This is a genomic window from Desulfatibacillum alkenivorans DSM 16219, from assembly GCF_900142135.1.
GTDB lineage: Bacteria > Desulfobacterota > Desulfobacteria > Desulfobacterales > Desulfatibacillaceae > Desulfatibacillum > Desulfatibacillum alkenivorans.
In genome coordinates this window covers 45,241-67,322 of record NZ_FQZU01000032.1, presented here as the reverse complement: position 1 = coordinate 67,322, position 22,082 = coordinate 45,241, and the positions used below count along the sequence as shown (strand labels likewise).

Here is a 22,082-nt window from a genome sequence, read left to right as displayed (position 1 = left end):
ATCGATAAACAATCAGGGCAAGGGGCAGGCGCTGCAAACCATTATCGCCTAAAGCGCAAAAAATGCCCGGGCGCGCCCAGCCTTAGGGAAAGGCGGACGCAGAGCGAGGCAAGCGGCGCCCTGCTCTGTTTTTCTTTAAATTTACAGCCTTAAATTTATTACGAGTATTGACTGTTTTTCAACTATCGGTTAGAAAATCGAAACAGGGTTTCTAAAAAGCATATAATAAATATTTTTAACTGCATTTTTGCCTATATCGTATCATTAAAATGCTGTTTTTGTGTATATTTATGGACTATTGCAAACAAGACCTGTTATTATAAACAAACCACGCCGCTTCACTCACGCCACAGGGGACGCCTCTCGGTTTTGTAATAACAGGAATGTCTCTTGCCGCATTTTGGAGATATCCTAGTTCCTGTACCGGTCCGGGAGGAAACGTCATGCCTCAGTCATCCGCTGCTGCCGCGTGCTCTTTTGCCAAAAATTTTCACCCCAGAAACGCCAATCGCCCAAAACGGGACATAGCCGGCCGCCCCTTTCTTGCGGGCGGGATATTCTTCCTTGTGTTGATGTTCGCCTCGGGCTTGTTTTTTCAGGCCAACGCCTCGTCGGTCATTACCCTGACCATTGGAATGAGCCAGGATGACGCCTGCTCCAGCACCCCGGCGCCGCAAATGAACGAGTACACCTCATCGTCTCTGCGCGTGGGGACTTTTTCCGACGATTCCCGCACCTACGCCAGCGGGCTGCGTTTCACGGACGTCCGGATCCCCCCAAAATCGGAAATTCAAGCCGCCAACCTTACCATGACCCTGGTCAATGAAAACGACTCGGGCGGCCAAATGCTCGTAAGACCGAAAATGCTCCTGGATCCCGACGCCCGGGATTTTGCATCAGACCCGTCCGTAATTGACCGTTCTCCCCTGGAAATATGCAGTTTATGGGTCATCGACTCAGGCGCCGCGGCCGGCAGCCGGCAGACTTCGCGTTCCCTGGCGGATCAAATAGCTGATCTGACGGAATTGGAGGACTGGGAATCGGGAAGCTCCGTGACCATTATCCTCCTCCCCTATGACGACATTGACACTCCCGTGGAGTTTTATTCTTTTGACGCCAACAATGCCGCTACCCTTCCCACGCTGACCATTCAGTTCGATCCGTTCCCCCCTGTGGTGGAATCCATTGTTCTGAATGACGAAAACCCCATTACCGGCACGGCCGTGGTCACCTGCACCGTGACCTTCAGCCAGCAAGTCACCGGGGTGGATGCTTCGGATTTCCACATCCAATCTTTGTCCGGGGACTGCTCCGAGGTTCAGATTGCCTCCATTAGTCCGAATTCCTCCGCCCTCGCGGACATTTATACCGTGGCTTTACACGCTGGCGCCAATGACAAGGTCTTTCGCCTGGACCTTCTGGATGACGACTCCATTCAGTCCGAGTGGAACGTTGCGCTTTGCGGCTACCAATATCCAGGAAGCTATTACCCCTCTGCGAACGGCGATTTTTCGGACGGAGATATCTGCATAATAGACAACGGGTCCACCGGCTCTCCGCCTGCGATTACGGACATTCCTTCCGACGGTTTGAACCTCTGGTTAAAAGGAGATTACGGCGTCCACATCGTGGATAGCACATGGCAGGTTTATAAGTGGGAGGACGCCAGCGGAAACGGCGCCCACGCCGTGCAGTACGACCTGAATCAGGCCCCTTCCGGCGATATATTAAAAGAAAGCGGATATGAATTTTTCCTCTGGTGCAACGATGAGGACGGTTATTGCTGCGACAACGGATCCGGCGGATATCAAGTCATCGTAAACGGCGAGACGGTTATCTCCGGAACGGCGTTTGAGGATTTCACAAACATCTATTTCAGCGCGCCCGCGGGCGGGGAAGGCTGCGATCCCAGCGAAAGCAGCGTGCAAGTCGTCTTTACAACGGACGACAATCCCACTGACATGGGGTGGGAAATCTACAACGTAGAAACCTGGGATTTCATAGCCGACGGATCTTATGAAGACGCCAATACCGTATTCACCACCACGTTATGCCTGGAGCCGAGCCAGGTCATGCATATTTACAGCGTCTATTTTCAAGGAGATGATGACCTGGATTTGCACCAGGGCCTGGACGGAATTACGGACATAACGGTCGACGATACGGCCGATGTATTTGTCGTCATGAAGGATTTTGATAACGGCTACAACTATCTTGGCTACCCCGCCTTTGTAGTGGGTCAATATCCCGCATCAAACCCAAGCGTGTTCATGGGCGCGAGCGACGGCAATTTCCTGTCATACTTCATGAACGGCCCGTCCTATCCGGGGCATGGGGACGACGCCTACATGGCCCCCCATCAACAAAAAATTGGAAACGCCGTGAAAAACGGGGAGACCGCCCTGGCCTTCCTGGACGCCATTCCGGTGGACGAACGCACTTATCCTTCCCCGGCTTCCACCGGGGCTTACAGCCTGGGATACCTTAAATACATGGCGGAAGGCTCAATTTACACCAGTCAATTTAATGGAATGGTCTCAGAAGTCATCTTGTACTCACGGGTGCTCAGCAATGAGGAAAGGGAGCAGGTAAACCAATATCTGGCCGCCAAGTATGACATTGAATTAAATAATGCTCCCACGGACATCAACCTTTCCTCCGCAACCGTGGAGGAGGGAGCGCCTAACGGCACGGTAATCGGAACTTTCACCACCGAGGACCCGGATGAAGGCGATACATTCACATACGAGTTGGTGGATGACGCCGGCGGCCGATTCGCTTTGTCCGGCGATCAACTGGTTGTAGCGGACGAACTCCTGCTGGATTACGAAGCCGTCTCCCAGCATACCATTACGGTCAGAACCAGGGACTTGGACGGGGTGGGCTATACATTGGACAAGGATTTTGTCATCCAGGTTCTGGACGCCGCCAATGACCGGCCCACGGGAATCAGCCTTTCTCCCGACACGGTGGCGGAAAACTCTCCGGCCGGAACCTTAGTTGGAACTCTGGCCACCCAGGATCCCAACAATGACGCGGCTTTCACTTACACCCTGACGGATGACGACGGCGGCTGTTTTTATATGGATGACGACAAAATTTATGCTGCGGACGCGGCGCTGCTGAACTTTGAAACCCAGATCACCCATACGATCACACTGCAAACCCAGGACCCCGGCGGACTGACTTGGGAGCAAACCCTCGAAATCCATGTTCTGGACCTCAATGATCAACCCGCCAATCTGAAATTCAACCCCGAAGTTCCGGAAATCAACGAAAACGTCAATGCAGGCAAGTTCGTCACCGCCCTTTCCACTGTGGATGAAGACGCGGGACAGACATTCACCTACTCCGTAATAACGGACAGCGTGGGAGGAGGAGCCTTCGCCGTATCCGGCCAAAATCTGGTGGTTGGGGACAGTTCCTATTGGAACTACGAAGTCAACTCCGTGATTACCGCAACCATCCGCACCACGGATTCCGGGTCCCCCGCCTTGCATCTGGACCGAATCCTTACAGTCAACCTGGTCAATAAAAACGAGGCGCCCACGGACATTTTAACCACGATACTCAATGATCCCGTCCCGGAAGACGGCGGCGCCGCCCTGGTAATGAGGCTTAAGGCGGTGGATGAGGATGAAGGGCAGACCTACACCTACACCAAAATCGCCGACAGCCCCTCGGGAGCTTTTTCCGTCAGCGCCTACAATCAGTACAGAGGCAACGTCATTGTCGCAAATGCCTCCCTTCTCGACTACGACACCCAGCCGGAATGCTGGGTCAGGGTCCGGTGCACGGACAGCGGAATCCCATACGGCGTAAACACGAAGTATGTGGAAAAAACCTTCACCTTCCATCTCTCCGACGTCATTGACGAAGCTCCCACAGGCATTTTCATGACCCCGGAAGGCGTGGACGAAAACACGCCCAACGGGACCCTTGTCGGACAACTGACAGCCGTGGATACGGACGAGAACGACACTCATATTTTTTCACTCATGGCGGACGACTCGGGCGGGGCCTTTCGAATTCGCAACGACGGCCGGGTTATTGTGAACGACAGCAGCAAGCTGAATTACGAAGCCCTGGACGGATACCCCAGGTATTACACCCTGACCGTAAGAGCCATTGACTCCATGGGACTTGAGTACACGGGAGACTTGCAGATCATCATAAACGACGTCAACGAGGCTCCCACGGACATCGACTTCACCGGGGGAGACTCGGTCAACGAAAGGACCGGCTTCGGCGAGGGCCAGGGAGGCTGCATCGCCTTTTTAAGCTCCACGGACCCGGACCTGGATAAGGCGGTGAACCACTCCATCGCTTCCGACCCTTTGGACGGCGCTTTTAAAATCGAGGGCTCTGTTCTGTGGACGGATGACGCCTCCAAAATCAATTACGAGGAAAACCAAACCGTAACCCTGCGCATCCGGGCCACGGACGAAGGAAATCCGCCCCTGTATTACGAGGAGGATTTCGTCGTAAGCGTCATCAACGCCAACGATCCTCCCACCGACATTACCATCAGCAACTCCAGCGTGGTGGAATTCGCGGACGCAGGCAGCCTGGTAGGCTCTTTGTCCACCGAGGACGAAGACGGCCTTGCGGACGCCCATCAATACCTGATTATAGACGACACGTCTTTGGGCGGCTTCGCCCTGGTGGACAACATCCTGGTGGTGGGCAATCCCAACGTGCTCATTTACCAAGGCCAGCCAACCACCCACACCGTAACCATCCGCAGCGTGGATTCCGGCTACATGGAGGAAGGCTGGACAGCCGAAGGCGATTTTGGAACGCCCAGATACCAAATTGAAAAAGGGCTGGTCATATCGGTCACTCCCGGCGTCAATTACGCACCCGAAAGGCTGTATTTAAACGGCGAACTGACCGGTTTTACGGTCACGGAAAACGAAGTAGTCAACGGGCAGGTGATCGGCGTGATTACCGTGGACGACTACAATCCGGCCCAGACCCATGTGTTTGAAATCGCCTCGGACGACTCGGGCGGCGGCTACGCCGTCATCGGCGACCAGCTTGTTATCAGCGACAGCGCAAAAATCGACTTTGAAACCGCCGCGTCCAATGTGGTGCGTATTCGCGTTACGGATAACGGCGTACCCCCCAAATCGTACGAACAGGATTTCGGGATCCTGGTGGAAGACTCCAACGACGCGCCCGACATTGAATTTTCGGGCGCCAATTATCCTATTCCGGAAAACGTCCCCGCCGGCGAAATCGTGGGCTGGTTTACGGCCGACGACCAGGACGTGGGCCAATCCCACATCATGTCCATCGCCTCGGGCGGCGAAAACCATTTTGTCCTGGAACAGTCAGGAAACCAATGGCGGCTGATTGTCAATGCGGCCCTGAATTATGAAGTCTGGCCCAGCTACGACATGGAAATCTATTGCGTGGACGACGGAACTCCGCCTCGGGGAGTGGTCAAAGCCTTTACCATCGAAGTCGAAGATACCAATGACCCGCCATACGGGCTTCATCTCTCCTCCACCGAGGTGGACGAAGGAACGCCCGCGGGTACGGTGGTCGCAACGCTTACCACCGACGACCCGGACGTCAACGACGATTACCACAGCTACACCCTTTTAAGCGACTCCACGGGCGGGGGCTTTCAAATCGCCTCGGACAAGCTGCTGGCCGCCGACGCCTCCAAACTCGTATACACCCCCGGTCATGCAGAGCAGATCACGATTCAAACAAAGGATCTGGGCGGTCTGACTTACGAGAGGACCTTTGTCATTACAATAAACGATGTGCAGTTTCCCATGGAGAGCTTCTCCCTGGACTCCAAAACGGTCACGGAAAACTCGGAAGCGGGAACCCTCATAGGCGTGTTCACGGGCCAGGATCCGGACCACAACGCGTCCACCCAGTACACCCTGACGGACAATCCGGGAAACGCCTTCCGAATCGTCATTGACGAGCTTCAGGTGAATCTCCAGCCAGCCTTTGACTTTGAAGCCTCCCCCACCCTGTCCATCACGGTGGAGGCCCAAGACCTTTCCGATCAGGGCGCTTTTTCGCCCCTGACCAAGACATTTACCATCAATCTGCAAAACGCCAACGACGCCCCCACGGATATTTCCCTGGACAATAACCAGGCCGGGGAAGACTGGGCCGACGGAACGGTTATCGGCGCATTCACGACAGAGGACGAAGACGGAGGCCTGGACCGGCACGAATACGCCCTCATTACGGACCCCACCAACGGCGGTTTCGCCATCGACGGGGAAAACCTGGTTGTGGGAGACTCCAGCCTGCTGACTTATGACGCGGACAACCCCACCCGGACCATCCGGGTGTCATCCACGGATTCCGGCTTTATGGAGGAAGGCTGGACCGAGGAGGGCGACAACGGAACGCCGCGCTACTCCACGGTGAAAAACCTGGCTGTCTGGGTGGTTCCCGAAATCAACACGGCGCCCTACTCCATCGCCCTGTCCTCCAACACGGTTCCGGAAAACACCCTGGAATACGAAGTGGGAACCCTGAGCGTCCAGGACGACAACGCATCTCAGAGCCACACCTTTGAAATCGTCTCCGACTCCTCGGGAGGCGCCTTTGTCATCGAGGGCGACCGCCTGATAGCCCGCTATATCGGCTGGATTGATTACGAAACGGCCCAATCCCATGTGGTGCGCGTAAAAGCTACGGACGACGGCGTCCCCGCCATGTCCTGCGAAACGGACATAACCATCAATGTGGAGGACAAAAACGAACCTGCGGACCTGGAATTTGACGGGGACGATAATATTGACGAAAACGCCGCCGTTCCCGCCTATCTGGGCATGCTGACCGTGCTGGAACCGGACGCCGGCCAATTGGCGGCCCTCACCATCCTGCCGCCTTGGGACTCCTATTTCCATACGGAAAAATGGGGCCAAAACGAAGACGGCGACGAGATGTTCTCTCTATTTTTGGACCAGAGCATTTCCAGCGCCGAGCACCCGCAAATAAACCTGTATATAACCACGCTGGACGACGGCGCGCCGCCTATTTCCAGCACGCACGAATTCCTGTTTTTGATGGACCCGGGCGAAAACACCCCGCCCCTGTACATCCAGATTGACGGAAGCGTGGCAACCACCCTTCCTGAAGACGCCCCGGCCAACACGGTTGTGGGAACTCTCACCGCCGTGGACGCCAACCCGGCCCAGACCCACACCTTTACATTGCTGGACGATGCGGACGGCAGATTCTACCTGGACGGCGATGTACTCAAGGTGGCGGAAGGCGCGGATCTGGACTATGAAACCAACGGAGGATTCACCATTCAGGTTCGGGCCGCGGATAACGGCGAGCCGCCCTTGCACCTGGACCAACCCATTATCATCAACCTGGAAGATGGCGCCGACCCGCCCACGGATGTCAACGTATTCACCTTATTGAATCCGGTGCGGGAGGACAGACCGGTAGGCACAGTAATCGCCCGTATCGACATTACCGACCCGGATGCAGTCAACGATTATACTTATGAAATCCAGGGCGCCGGTTATGACGATTTTTCGATTCAGGAATCCAACGGCGTTCCCTATCTGGTCACGGCTGCGGCTCTGGATCATGCCGTCATGCCAAGCTACACCCTGGGAATCATTATCCATGACGGAAATTATGACGCCTCCGCCCAATACACCGTGAATGTGGATCGGGTGGACTTTCCCACCACAAGCCTGGAATTTATTCTTCTTGACGGCGGATCGGCCATTGATGTTGAAGAATGCCGCAAGTACACGGGCAATGTTCATGTTGGCGAACTCTCCGCCCAGGATGGAAACGGAGACGCCATCCTGAACTACGAATTGACTGAAGACGCCAACGGACGCTTCGCCGTGTACGGTCACTCCTTGTGGATTACGGAAGGGTCTGAGTTTGATTTTGAAGCACAGCAAGTGTACGTGCTTGAGGCCAAGGCCTGGGATCTGTACGACGACGAAGAAATGTACGCCATGGCCAACGTTACGGTCCAGGTCGGTGATGTGATTTCCGAAACCATGACCGTGGGCAAGGTGCAGTTCCTGACGGATTCAATACAGGAATTCGATGGGGACGGCAATCTCCTGGACGCCCCCGTAATGACGTCTTCTCCCGTGTGGATGCGCCGCACGGACGAGGCGGTCAAATACGACCTGAAAACCATCAATACAAATACCAAGCCCATCGTCATCACGGGAACCCAGGTGCTTTTCTCCGGCCCGGTGACTTATATGAACATCGCGGATCTGTGGTACGGTTCGGCGTACTGGGATGGGGAGGAGTACGTCTATGACCTTCTTTCCGGGGACCTGGACCTGTTTACGGGGCCGTGCCGGCTGGATGCGGATCAAATGATTTTCACCCCGGTCAACCCGGATGACGGGCCTGTGCTGTGCGGCTTCTCCACCATCGTGGACGCCATTCAATACAAAGAAAGCTATATTTTGGGCGAATACAATCCGCCCAGGTTCTCCATGGTCTTTGACGGAACCCTGCTGGCCGACGGCGGGGATTACCCCATGCCGTTCACCGGCCTGGGAATATGCCCGGACGCAGGCATCCGGTTTATAACCACGGAAAACGCCAGCCTGAACTTTTCCGGGCTGACCATTTCGGGCATAAGCTGGAGCGATTTTACATTCAACCCGGCCTGGGAACGGCTTGAAACGCCCGAGACCTTCTATCTTGGGAATTTCACGGATTATAAGGCGCTTACCCTGGATAATCTGGAGTTCTATGCGGACTATCCGCCGATCATGGACGGCGCCAGTTTCATGGCGGGTATAGACGTAATCGAGTTGGAAGACGTAAGCCTGAAGGATAATGGCATTAAGGGCAACGGCCAGGGAGATGACTTTTTCCTGAAAAACGTGCTTCTGGATTGGGATTACGGAGGCGCGGCCGTCTTCGATAACGGATATTTTCAAACCGACTATTGGAACGGCATTTTTCCAGCGGGCGTAACCAATGACAAGGGGCTTTATTTTAACAGCCTGGATATCGCCACGCACGACTCGCAAAAAGTCTTCCATGTAGAAGACGTCAACTATTGTTATCCCAGAGTCGCCAGGGGCCGCACCATCAGCTTCACCCAGGCAGCCAGCGAATTCTCCGCCCTGGACTGGGAATTCGGTCCGGGCTACTTTTACTCGGACGATGTGTATTTTGAATCCGGAACCGACACGCAGCATGGAGGGGACGTCTACTCCGACTTTACCCTGACTACACCCCAAATGGATTTCAGCGGCGCCATGTCGACCGTGACAGGAAACCTGGAACCGACGGGAGAAGCATTGGGAATTAGGATTTACCACGGAAGCATCTTTCCCACTCCTTCATTGATGCGTTTTCCCGACGTCCATGTGGACTGGAACCTCTTGGATGTTTCCTTCCCGCTGCATTTTGAGAACCTGGAACTGTACAAAAGCTACGACGCCTCCACGGGACAGGACGAGTTGTTTGTAAGGCTTCCGGCGGGCGTGCTGGATATTGCGGGCGTGGAATACGATCAGCAGGGATCCTATTTTACAAGCCGGGGCCTGGAAATCCCCTCGCCCGACATGCATGCGAAATCCCAGTGGAACATGGAAAACGGCTCCCTACTCATCGACAATGTGTTGATACACAAAGATGGAATAACGTGGGAGAACCCGACAGTCATCATCAGCGGATTTGATATGCCCATCACGGATATTAGTCCCATGCCAGATAGAAACGGCATGCAAATCACTTGCGCTCCGGGCTTCAACGTTTTAGGAGAGCCCTTAACCCTTGACGACCTGGAAATGCAATTTCCCAAGCCTGAGGATGAAGGCACGATCCTTGGCGAGGACGGTGGTTTAGCCATACCCAAACTTAAATTCAAGGGAGTTGGCGTGGCCGGAATCATCCTCCAAATTGAATATGATCCGCAAGCCTTTTTTAAGTTCGGCGGGGGCGTGGTGCTGCCTTTCTGGACTCCGGCGGCGGGCACTGTCGAAGAGTCCGGGCAGGGCATCTCCGGTTGGGTGGCATTCAGGGACGGCAAATTTGATGGAGTATTCATTAAAGTCATAGGGATGAACATTCCTCTGGGGGATTCCGGCGTGTACATGCAGGACATTGGAATCGGCCTGGAAGGAACGGCCGGAAAATATCAGCCGCCGAATGATGTGCATTGCGAGGAAGTGAGCGAATACCTGGTTTCCGACGGAGAAATCTGTTGGCAAAGATCCCTGGTCTTTGTGGGAGAAATACGATTTACAGGCGGCCCCGCTCAGAAAGTAGGACCGGTTAGCGTCGCCATGCTGGCGGGGTTGGTGGAGTTTACCACGGACATAGGCGGAGCCATCAAACTGGAGGGCACAATCCAGCTTATGGGCATTGCCGACATCGCCGGCGCCAAGGTTCTGATTGTTTTCTCCGGGGCGCAACAGGGTGTGATGTTCAGCGCCTACATGCCCATTTACCAATACTTTACAGGCGCGGGCGGCATATACATCACCTTTGACGGTTGGGTTTCGGGTTACGCCCGGATCTCCTTAAAAATTCCCGACAACATCCCCATTGCCGGAGGTTTTGAATTCGCGGGCGTAGGGTGCAATTTTGACAACGAAGGAATCGGCGGCAACGCCAGCGTCCTTGGAATATTCTCCATCGGATTCCGGGTGGACGCCGAAGGCTTTCACGCCCCGGTCAAGGGCGTCACCGAAACCCTGGAATGGGAAAATCCCTACAACCAGCCCCGGTACTGGACCCAGGAAGACAGAAAGGGCGACTCGGGGGATTATCCCGCACAAGCCAGGTTCCAATTTGGAACCAACCTCATCCAGCTATCCAAGCATTACAGCCTGGATAACGCCGGGGAAGGATTTAGAAAGTCCGATAAAGACTTTACAGGGGACGCGGTGGAGCTTGAACTCCCCGCCGGAGATCCCGTAATAGTCAGGCTGAATTACGAACTGGAGGGCGGCGATCCCCATTTTACGCTGACCTCGCCTTCGGGAACGGTTTTCACCCCCGAAGCCAACCCCTTTGACGTTGATAACCCGGTTGAAGTCATGTACCGGCAAAATGCGGCGGCCATGGAGGCATGCTGCTTCCTGTCCAACCCGGAAGGCGGAACATACACCGCCAGCATCACCTCGCCCGCGAGCCTTGGCCAGTATATCGTGGAAGCGCTAACCATCAACAAGGCGCCTTCCATTGACATCACCGACGCATACAGCGACGGCCAGACCATCTATGTGGAATGGGATCAGATCGACGAAGACGATCCGGTAACCACCACCCTGTATCTGGCCAACGAACGGGACATAAACAAGCACATCGGCTCTCAATACGCCCAGGTTCCGGTGGAAACGGCCGGAGCGCACTCCCTGAACCATACCTACGACCTGATCGAAAACCCGGTGGCCTCCCGTTACTACTGGATCATGGCGAAAATCGATGACGGCAAAAACGCCGCAAGGTTCGCCTACAGCGACGCGCCGATTTACGTCCCGGATCTGGACGCGCCGCCCAGCATTGAAAATATAAGGGTGGAGGTCCGGAACGAATCCACGGCCTTGGTGACCTGGGACCTGTTGGAGGACGACGCCATCATCGGCTACCGGATTGTGTGGACGGACGATCTGGAAGACCCCAATTATAAATACGACCAGACGGAAACGGAACAAAACCTGGACAACTCCCTCATTGGGGCTTCTTTGGTGACGGACCTGACGCCGGGCAAGCGCTATCGTTTTTCCGCGGCCGCCATCAAGGAGATTGAAACCTCCGAAACGACCAGAGCGGGTAAGTACGAAATCGTCAGCGAAGCCGCCCAGATTTTGATGGGCGCCAAGGCGCTTGACGAAGACCTGACTTACGGCATGGAGGATGAAGACACGGAATTCAGGAAGGAAGACCTGGGACAACAGGTTGTTCTCGCTGAGCCCAACTCCGTTGAGGCGGAACAGGCCTTGGGCAGGGCCGAAGGCATCGTACGCATCAAGGAAGGCGGGCGCCTTGGCCTGGATAACGATCAGGTGAAAGCCCTGGCCGAGCACGCGGTGCATCTTGCAGCTAACGCCGAGGTGCAAAGACGCGGCTTCTCCAATAGAAAGACCAAAGAAGAAACCGACGATACGGTCAAAACCCGGGCCGTGGAAAGCCCCTTTGAAAACTCCGTGACCGTTTTAATGATCAACCATGACGCCGTCAACAACGTCCCGGTCATCACCTCCACGCCCAAACGCGACGTGGTGCAGGCCGGTTCAACCTTCACCTATCAGGTGCAGGCCTACGATCCGGACGGAGATGCTTTGAGCTACCTCGTGAGCGACGACGGCGGAGCGGCGGGCATCGAGATATCGGACGCCGGGCTCGTCTCCTGGACTCCCACGGAAGAGCAAACCGGAACCTGGACCGTAACCATCGCAATTCAGGACGACCAACTGGCGGAATCCTCCCAGACTTTCTATATTTATGTGGCGGGCATGCCGCCCGAGGCTTCCGCTTCCATCATTTCCGATCCCCAGGTTTTTGTGAGCGCCGGAGCTTTGTTCTCCTACCAGTTGGTGGTGGAATCGGACAATAAACAGACGGCGCTTGAATTCAGCCTGCTGAAGGCGCCCACTGGCATGACCATCGACGCAAACACCGGGCTCGTCACCTGGCAGACCTCTGCGCCGGGCGACATCGGGACCTACGAAATCAGCGTAATGGCCAAACAGGGAGACCTGGAGGACGTGCAAACCTTCACCCTGCAGGTGCAAAACATTCCTCCGGTCATCACAGGACAGGCCAAGGCCTTGACCACGCCTGAGGAAACCCCGCTGGAAATCACCTTCTCCGATATTCTGGTTCAGGACGACCAGACCTATCCGGACGACTTCCAGATGCAGATCGGCTCGGGGGATAATTACTCCTATGCCGATACAACAATCACCCCGAATACGGACTTTAACGGCGTGTTGTCCGTCCCGGTCCAGGTATACGACGGGCTGGACGAAAGCGGCTGGTTCAACCTGGTGGTGACCGTCACTGCGGTCAACGACATTCCGCTTATCATCGGACAGGAGGATATCTCCATAGCAGCCGGCCAGGCCCGAGAGATTACCCTGAACGATCTGACCGTGGAAGATCCCGACAACGCCTATCCGGCGGACTTCACCCTGCAGGTGCTGCCGGGCGATCATTACACGGTGAACGGAACGGCTGTGACCAAGGACGCGGATTACAGCGGGCCTTTGACCATCGGCGTCAGGGTGAACGACACCCAGGCTGACAGCCCGGTGTATGAGTTGTATGCGCCGGACTCTGAGGATCTGGACGCAGACTATATGAACGACGCCTGGGAAGGCCAGTATGGCTTGGATTCCAGCATTGACGACTCCGCAGGCGACCTGGATTCGGACGGCGTGGACAACCTGACCGAATATAATTGTCAGACCGCCCCCAATGACCCGGCCTCCAGGCCTTACGCTCCCATGGCCTGGGCATACTGCCAGGCAACGGCCGATCCGGGCGCCAAGGTTGTCCTGGACGGCATGGGCTCCTCGGATTTCAACGGCGACGCCCTGACCTGCCAGTGGACCCAGTTGTCGGGCGAAAGCGTGGAAATCAATGACGCCCAGTCTCCCAGGGCGTGGTTCACGGCGCCGCCGCAGGCCGGCGGGGCTCTGGAATTCGCCCTGACGGTTCGGGATTACTGCCAGGAATCCACCCGCACATGCATTGTAAATGTGACCGCCGCGGACGATCCTCCCACGGCAAACGCCGGAGCGGACCAGACGGTTAGCGCGGATGCAACCGTGACTCTGGACGGCTCCGCCTCTGCTGACGCCCGGAAAGCTATCGCCACCTACGAATGGGAACAGGTTGGAGGCCCGGAGGTTGTACTGGCCGGAGAAGACACGGCGACGCCGGCCTTTACCGCGCCCACAGTGCTGGAAGCGGGGGCCGCTCTGGAGTTCCGCCTGACTGTCGCCAACGAACAAGGCTTTAAAGCTCAGGACTTCTGCATCGTAAACGTAACAGGCGCAAACGACCCGCCCACGGCGAACGCTGGAGCCGGCCTGAACGTTGCGGAAGGCGCTAACGTTATCCTGAACGGATCTGCGTCAAGCGATCCGGAAGGCGATGTGCTGTACTTCTGGCGCCAGGTCAGCGGCCCTTCGGTCTGCCTGTCCGATCCCACGGCCCAGACTCCGGCCTTTGTAGCGCCTTCGGTCGCCGCTCCAGGCGGCGCGGTGGAAATGGAGCTTATCGTGATGGATGATCAGGGACTCATGGCTTCCGGAGGCCTGACAATCCAAATTGCGGACAACGGCCTGAAAGGCTTTGATGAAAACGTCACCCCGTTTGAATCCTTTGACGGCGAGGCCCTGGGAATCTGCGCCCTGGAAGGCGGAGTGACTTATCTGGATGCCATCGACCCGGAAACCATAGCCGATGAGACGAACAGGCCGGATCAACTCATGTGCGGCCTCATAGACGTGGAAATGCGCGCTTATCAGGCAGGAGACAGGGTTTCCTTTACGGTGACTCTGCCCGAGCCCGCGTCGGCCGCCTGCAGGTGGTACAAGTACAGTGCGGCGTTGGGCTGGTACGATTTTTCCAGGGACCTGATAAGCGGAGGCGCCGGAGACGGCGCCGAGTTCTCGCACGATAGAACCCAGGTCACCGTTTACATAACGGATAACGGGCCTTATGACGACGATCCCACGCAAGCGCTTGTACGGGACCCGTCAGGAGCGGGATCAAAAATCGCCGCATCCCGGGATAAAGGCAAGGTTGCCGCGGACTTTGGCAAAGAGGACGGCGGCTGCTTCATACAAACCCTCATGCGATAATTGCATAAAAAACGACGCCCCAGGGAGGGAATCAAGTCCTCCTGGGGCGTTTACTTTTCTATTCTTAAACGACGTCTTTTCACCGGCGTTATAAAAACCCGGCGAGATTTATTCCTCAGGCAGGATGCCCGTCAAAGGCCCGTGATCAATGATTTTTCTCACGGTCTTAAGCAAGGTGTTGGCGGAATACGGCTTTTGCAAATACGAAAGTTCTTCCTTAGCGACAAAGTCGGTCTTATCCGTCCCTTCATCATAAGCGCTGCAGACGAGTACGGGCATCTCCGGCTTAATTCTGCGAATCTCTTCAAATGCCTCCTTACCTGTTAGATTGGGCATTGTGATGTCCAGAATCACCAAAGAAAGACGATCATGCTGCAACTTGAAAAGAGTAACGGCTTCCCGGCCGTCCCCGGCTTCCAGCACTGTGTAGCCCGCCTTCTCTAAAATAGCGGAGGCCATTTGTCTGACCATGGCATCGTCTTCGACAATCAGGATGATCTCATCTCCGCCCGCAGCCTTTTCAACAACGCCCTTATTGATGACCCGAACCTCTCTGCCGACTAGAGGCAGGAAGATGGTGAATTCAGACCCTTTTCCCAGCTCACTGGAAACAGAAATCATGCCCCCATGCTGCTGGACAACGCCGTATGCCGTAGCCAAACCGAGGCCGGTCCCCCGCCCCTCTTCCTTGGTTGTAAAAAAGGGTTCGAAAATGCGGTCCAGGACCTCTTCCCCCATGCCCATGCCTGTATCCCTGACTTTCAGGACTGCGTATTTTCCCTGTTTGGCCCAGGAATGCGCGGCGCAAAAAGGAGCGTCCGCTTCCATAATGCTGGTGGATATGGTTAAAACGCCTCCGTCCGGCATGGCGTCCCTGGCGTTGACGCACAGGTTCATCAAAACCTGATCCATCATCCCGGGGTCGGCGTGAATCGTAAGCGAGGAGTTCCACGGCCTCCATTGCACCTGGATATCCGTTCCAATGATCCGGCCCACCATCTTCAACAGATCGTCCACCGCTGTGTTCAGGTCCACGTACTTGAACTGCATGTCCTTTTTGCGGCTGAAAAGCAAAAGCTGTTGAACCAGATTGGCGGCCCTCCGTCCAGCGATCAGGGTTTGCTCCAAAAAGGGACGGCTTCGGTGGTCCTGGGGTAGGTCCATGCCAGCCAATTCCACAAAGCCGTTCATGGCCTGCAGCAGATTATTGAAATCATGGGCCACCCCGCCTGTCAGGCGGCCGAGCGCCTCCATTTTCTGCATCTGACGGTTTTGCTCCCGCAGCGCCATTTCATCCGTGATGTCCCTTTTGGAAGCCACAAAATTAGTGATTTCCCCGTTGTCGTCAACCATGGGGGATATGGTGGCCTTTTCCGTAAAAAGAGAGCCGTCCTTCCTTTTGTTGATAATGTTGCCCTTCCAGGTTTCCCCCACCAGGATAGTCTGCCATAGGTCCTCATAAAAGGCTTGGTCGTGCTTGCCGCTTTTCAATACCCTGGGCGTTTGCCCCAGGGCCTCCGCCCTGGAGTAGCCCGTTATCTTTTCAAAGGCCGGGTTAACGTATTGAATGACTCCTTTGGGATCCGTGATGACAATAATGTCGCTGGACTGCTCCACAGCCGCCGCCAGTTTGCGGGTTTCCATGGCGGCTTGTTTAATCCGCGTAACGTCCTCTATGGCGCCATCTATCCAGGCGGGATTTCCATTTTCATCAAAGGACAATTTGGCATTCACAATGCCGTATACGGGCTTTCCGCCCTGGCGTTTATACTCGGCCTCCATTCGAATGCCTTCCGGCGACTCCAGCAAGGCGTCCAAAATACGCTGCCGCTCCATTTCGCTGGGGTAAATCTCTTTTCCCAGCGACTCCACCCGGCTAAGTATTTGCTCCCTGTTTTCATAGCCCAAAAACCTGGCAAGGGTGTCATTGGCCTCGATCAAGCGGCCGTCAAAGGTGCTTCGGAATATTCCCACGGGCGCGCTGTTGAACACGTTGCGGAATTTTTCTTCGCTAAGGACCAAGGCTTCCTGGGCCTGTTTTTGTTTCGTGACGTTCAGGGCCATGCTTAATCCCTGAAGTTCTCCGTCCACCTCCAATAATACCGTGGAATAAAAAATATGCCCATGGGAGCCGTCCGGCTCATAAATTATGGCAGGTTCGTTATGTACGGCGCCTTCCTTCCGTATTCGATCTAGATATCGCTGCTTTTCCTTTTCGGACCCAACCACCAAATCCATGATGGACATTTTGTGCAGGTCCTTTTTCCTGACGCCTCTTCTTTCCAGGAAGGCTTTGCTGGCGTCCAGGATCGTTCCGTCATCCAGCCTGAAAATGACGATGGCATAAGGGGCGTTTTCAAAAATCAGCCTGAATTTGTGTTCGCTGCGCCGGATGTCTTCCTGGGATTGGACAAGCTGTTCATTTTTCTTTTCAAGCTCTTTGACGGTCTTGTTCACCCTGTTTTGAAGATAAAAATTCCAAAGAAAAACCGCCAGGGTAACGGCAATGACGCCTCCCAGAAAAAAAACGATTAAAAGCCATGGATGGTCCTTGACCGAGCCGGGCGCCTCTTCTGCGGCTATGGCGGGGCTTAATGCGAGCAGATAGAAAAGCACCGTTAACAGGCTGTTTCGAATACTCGTAAAGCCCACGCCCCTGCTTGAAGCGGTGCAAAAAAACGATGCAAACAAGCGCCGTGCATTGCACACATGGGTCGTTTTCATCCATAAGGAGGTTGCTCTTCGCCCTTTTTCGATTGTTAAGTCAGTCGTCTTTTTCATCATTCCGCACAGCAAGGTTTTTTTGGCTTAGAAAATTTGCAATAATAAGGCCTTACCCTTTTTGAATCCACTGCCTGCCTGTGTCTCCACAGCCTTCCGGAAGCTGGCTCCCCCCTCCACAGGCCTTGTTTCTGCCCGAATCCTTGGCCTGATACAAAGCTGCATCCGCCGCGGTTATCAGGTCCAAAGGGTCTGTCTTGACATCCGGTTGCAGGGAGGCCGCGCCCAGGCTGACGCTAACCATATCCGCAACGGTGGAAGCGGCGTGCTCTATATTTAGGGAGGCAACGGCTTCCCGAATGGTTTCCGCCACGTGCATGGCCCCTTCCAGGTCCGTGTCCGGCAGGATTACGCCGAACTCCTCGCCTCCATATCTGGCGACAATGTCCGAAGCCCGCTTCAAAATCCGCTCTATGCTTTTGGCGACGCGGCGCAGGCAGGTGTCGCCCGCCGCATGGCCGTAATAGTCATTGTACTTCTTGAACAAGTCTATATCCAACAGGATTAAGGAGATGCTTGAGCCGCTTCTGTAGGCCCTGCGGATTTCCCGCTCCAGGACGGCGTTAAAGCTGCGCCGATTGGGTATCTCCGTCAATCCGTCTATGGAAGCCAAGCGATCCAGCAAGTCCGACTTGCGTTTTAATTGAATATGAGTCTTGATTCGCGCTTTGACAATAACCGGCCTGAAAGGTTTTGTTATATAATCCACGGCGCCCAGTTCAAAGCCCCTGGCTTCGTCATTCGTGGACCCTAATCCCGTTACAAAAATAATGGGGATGTGCATGGTTTTTTCATCTTCTTTTAGGATCCTGCATATGTCATAGCCGTCCATCTCAGGCATCACAATGTCCAGTAATATCAGGTCTGGAGGATTTTCGCTGCGCGCCGCCTCCAAAGCCTGCTCGCCCGTTTTGGCCGCCATGATCTTGTAGTCGTCCCGCAAGAAATCCTTCAACACCTTGATGTTCTGGCGTTCGTCGTCCACAATAAGGATTCGGGAGAAGTCATCCATTGTCGCCAATCTCCCCGTCAGCCTGGATGCCTGCCAGATCAGCCCGCTTGCCGCTTTTGGTCTTTAGCACGGCGTCCCGCACATCGCCCAGAGTGTCCAGGGCGTCCTTGAAATCGAGATTTGAAGCATGGGCGATTAGCTGCTCCCCCATTTCCTTGAAGGGGCTGCCCATGCAATTAAGCAATGCTCCCGCTTCTTCCGCTTCGTCCTCAACGTCGGGATCCATTTGCTTAGCCAGGTCTTCAATTTTATTTAGGACCGTGATGATTTTTTGGGAGTCGGAAACCGGATCGCAATCCACTTTTTTCAACTCATAAGCAAGTGCAGCGCCGAGCCCTTGCAACTCTCCCATGACATTTTCAAAGGCGTCGGAAAAATGGGCCATGGCCTGATCCAGGCCCTGTCCATCGTCCTCTCTTAATTTCCGCTCCAAACTTTCACTGCTTGCAAACAGGGCTTGTGCGCCTAATCCGCCGGCGATGCTTTTCAGGCCGTGAACTATGTTGGCCGCTTTCATATACTCCTTTGCCGCCGCCGCTTCCAAAACGTAGGAGAGATCCTTGCCGTGGTCCGCTAAAAATTCCCGCAACAACTTGGCGTATAAATTCCCGTTGCCTCGTAACTGCGCCAGCCCAAGGTCCGAATCGATGTGTTTCAACGAGGCGGGCAAGGCAAAAGGCGGCGAAACGCTTTCTTTGGGTCCTGGTTGGGCGGCATGCTTCGCCCTTCCCCCAGGAGGAATCCACTTAACCAAGGTCTGAAACATGCCTTTTTGATCAATGGGTTTGGAGATAAAATCGTCCATGCCGGAGGCCAGGCACTTGTCGCGCTCCGAAGGCATGGCATGGGCGGTCATGGCGATGATAGGAATCAGGCACAGGGGGGCGGGCAGTTTTCGGATTTCCTGGGTGGCGGTATATCCGTCCATTTCAGACATCTGTACATCCATTAAAATGGCGTCAATTTTTTCCTTGGGCTCCAAAGCATGGATAATATCAAAGGCCGCTTTCCCATGCTCCGCCAACGAAACGGAAAAGCCTTCCAACTCCAACAACTCAACGACGATCTGCTGATTGATTTCATTGTCTTCCACCACCAAAATATGAGCGCCTCGAATGCCGTCCAGGCCGTAAATCTTAAGAGCTTCTCTTTCTTGCGTTTCCGGCCCCGGGCTGTGTGCGCCTTGCATGACGGTGAGGATGGAATTGTATAGAACGGAAGGCGTGACCGGCTTGATTAAAAAACCGTCGTTCCCGGCCTGATTGGATTGCTGGATCAACTCCTCATTTCCGTAGGCGGTTACAATCATAACGGCGGGGGTATGGGCGATTTGCGTGCTGGCCTTTATCAGGCGGGCTGCTTCCAGGCCATTCATTCCCGGCATATTCCAATCCATAAGAACAAGATGAAAAGGTTCCATGGCATCCGCCTTTTCCACCTTGGAAACAGCCTCCCCGCCGGCGGCCGCCGTACGAACGGTGCACCCGAAACCTTCCAGGTTTTCCTTCATAACCTCCCTGGCGGCCCGGTTATCGTCCACCACCAGAACGTTAAGAGCAGACAGAAAGGGGATTGGGGCGGTTTTCTTTCTGGTTTGGCTATGCAGGCCAAAGTGCGCCGTAAAGGTAAAGGTGCTGCCTACACCAAATTCGCTGCTAACGGAAATTTCGCCCCCCATCAACTCCACAATATGTTTGCTGATGGTCAAGCCAAGACCAGTGCCTCCATGCTTTCTTGTTATGGATGCGTCCGCCTGGGTAAAGGATTGAAAAAGGTGCGGCGCATGTTGAGCCCTCATGCCGATGCCCGTGTCAATGACGGAAAACCGCAGAGTTGCTCCTTGGGCGCCGGAGGCTTCTTGCTCCCGCCTGACCTTGATGATCACCTGCCCCTGCTCCGTAAACTTGACGGCGTTGTCGGTCAGGTTAATCAACACCTGGCTCAAACGGGTGGGATCGCCTATCAATCCGGCGGGAACGTCCTTCCCAATATCAAATATGACGTCCAATCCCTTTTCATCGGCCTTTACGGAGACCATTTTCGCCAGGTTATTGAGTGCGTCCTCCAGATCAAACTCAATAGCCTCCATGGTCAGCCGCCCCGCCTCAATCTTGCTGAGATCCAGTATATCATTAATGATCCTAAGCAGAGACTGAGCCGAATATTCAATTTTCGTGAGGTAATCCCGTTGCCTTGAGGTGAGGTCGGTGCGCAAAGCCAGGGACGACAAACCGATTATGGCGTTCATGGGCGTTCTGATTTCATGACTCATATTGGCCACGAACAAACTTTTGGTTTCGTTGGCCATGACCGCTGCCTGCTTTTCCCGTTCGGCGATCTCCCGAAATTTACGCTCCGTGGTGTCAACCAAAATGCCTTCATAAGAATTGGAAGAATCTGCTTCGCCCTCCACCCGCAGAACCGTAAACTCTCCCCAAAAAAAAGACCCGTCCCTGCGGACGCCCCGCACTTCCACGCCCACGGCCTCCCCGGCTTCATCCAGTTCGCGGTACAATTGGATGCGCTTTTCTTTTTCCGGGATCAAATGCTGCTTAAGCATGGTTGCACCGTCGGGCAAATCACGGGGGGACTTATATCCCAAGATGCGGGCCAGGGCGGGGTTGGCGCTTTCCAGGCCGCCGTCCTGATCGGTTTTGAACAGCCCCTCCCGGGAGTTCTCAAACATGCTTCTGTATTTGGCTTCCGCCTTTCTAAGGGCGGCGTTGGAATCATTCAGCGTCCTTATCTGGTTCCGGATGGTGGCCCCCATGGTCTTCAAAACATCGACAAAGGGAAGGAACTCCTTATGGGGATTGGTAAGATTAAATTCATAGTCGCCTTGCTCGAATTTCATAGCCAGGTTACTTAAGGAAGCCAGCGGCTTTTTTAAAAACTTTCTGAGCAATATGCTTGTGAGGCTTAAAATGGAGGCTATGGCAATGCACTGTATGACAAATCCCGCAATCACCAACTGGCGCCATTGCTCCCGCATAAACACGTCCGTGAGAGCAAAACTGACGGCGCCGACTTTTTCCCTGTTATAATAAACATCCCGCGTCAGTTCCTCAATGGGCGGGTGCTTCCAAGTCCTGTCGTACTTGAACAACAACTCGCCTGAGGAACTGAAAACCGCTAATTTTACGATCGCCTCGTTTTCCAGGTAGGCATGGGAGGTCAACTCGACGTTTTCCATGTCCAAATTCCAAAGGGGAAATTTGATGGATTCGGAAATGACGGTGAGATATCGAAGGGTCTGGTCTTCCAGATGTCTCTTCCCCTGCAGGACTTCAATCCTGTAAAATATATAAAATCCCAGGCTGCTGAACACGATGAACGCCAGGCTCAACCAAATAATCAGGTTCCGGGATATGGAAGGATTTTTGTTTTTACGGGGCAATTCACATACCTCCGGCGGCGCCGCGGCCATAGTGCGTAAATCTCAATTCCGGCCGCATTGCAGGCGCTCACTCGCTGTA

4 protein-coding genes are annotated in these 22,082 nt (G+C 54.7%); 1 reads left to right on the top strand and 3 read right to left on the bottom strand.

All coding sequences use genetic code 11. The features are described from left to right. Positions 1–443 precede the first annotated feature (443 nt). Positions 444–14,813 carry a cadherin domain-containing protein gene (locus BUE18_RS20455; RefSeq protein WP_073478038.1) on the top strand — a complete coding sequence of 4,790 codons (14,370 nt, stop codon included), beginning with the start codon at positions 444–446 and terminating at the stop codon, positions 14,811–14,813. A gap of 108 nt (positions 14,814–14,921) precedes the next feature. Here BUE18_RS20455 and BUE18_RS20450 read toward each other — a convergent pair whose 3' ends face one another. The 3 genes from BUE18_RS20450 to BUE18_RS20440 all read right to left on the bottom strand — a co-directional run bounded on the left by BUE18_RS20450 (position 14,922) and on the right by BUE18_RS20440 (position 22,003). Continuing rightward, positions 14,922–17,537, bottom strand: coding sequence for a hybrid sensor histidine kinase/response regulator (locus tag BUE18_RS20450; protein WP_170868421.1), 2,616 nt, complete (start codon positions 17,535–17,537; stop codon positions 14,922–14,924). Between the two features lie 109 nt (positions 17,538–17,646). Then, positions 17,647–18,606 carry a diguanylate cyclase gene (locus BUE18_RS20445; protein WP_073478036.1) on the bottom strand — a complete coding sequence of 320 codons (960 nt, stop codon included), beginning with the start codon at positions 18,604–18,606 and terminating at the stop codon, positions 17,647–17,649. Continuing rightward, entirely contained in the window at positions 18,599–22,003 is a 3,405-nt protein-coding gene (locus tag BUE18_RS20440) for a hybrid sensor histidine kinase/response regulator (protein ID WP_073478035.1), read from the bottom strand. Before BUE18_RS20440 ends, BUE18_RS20445 begins: the two co-directional genes overlap by 8 nt. Positions 22,004–22,082 lie beyond the last annotated feature (79 nt).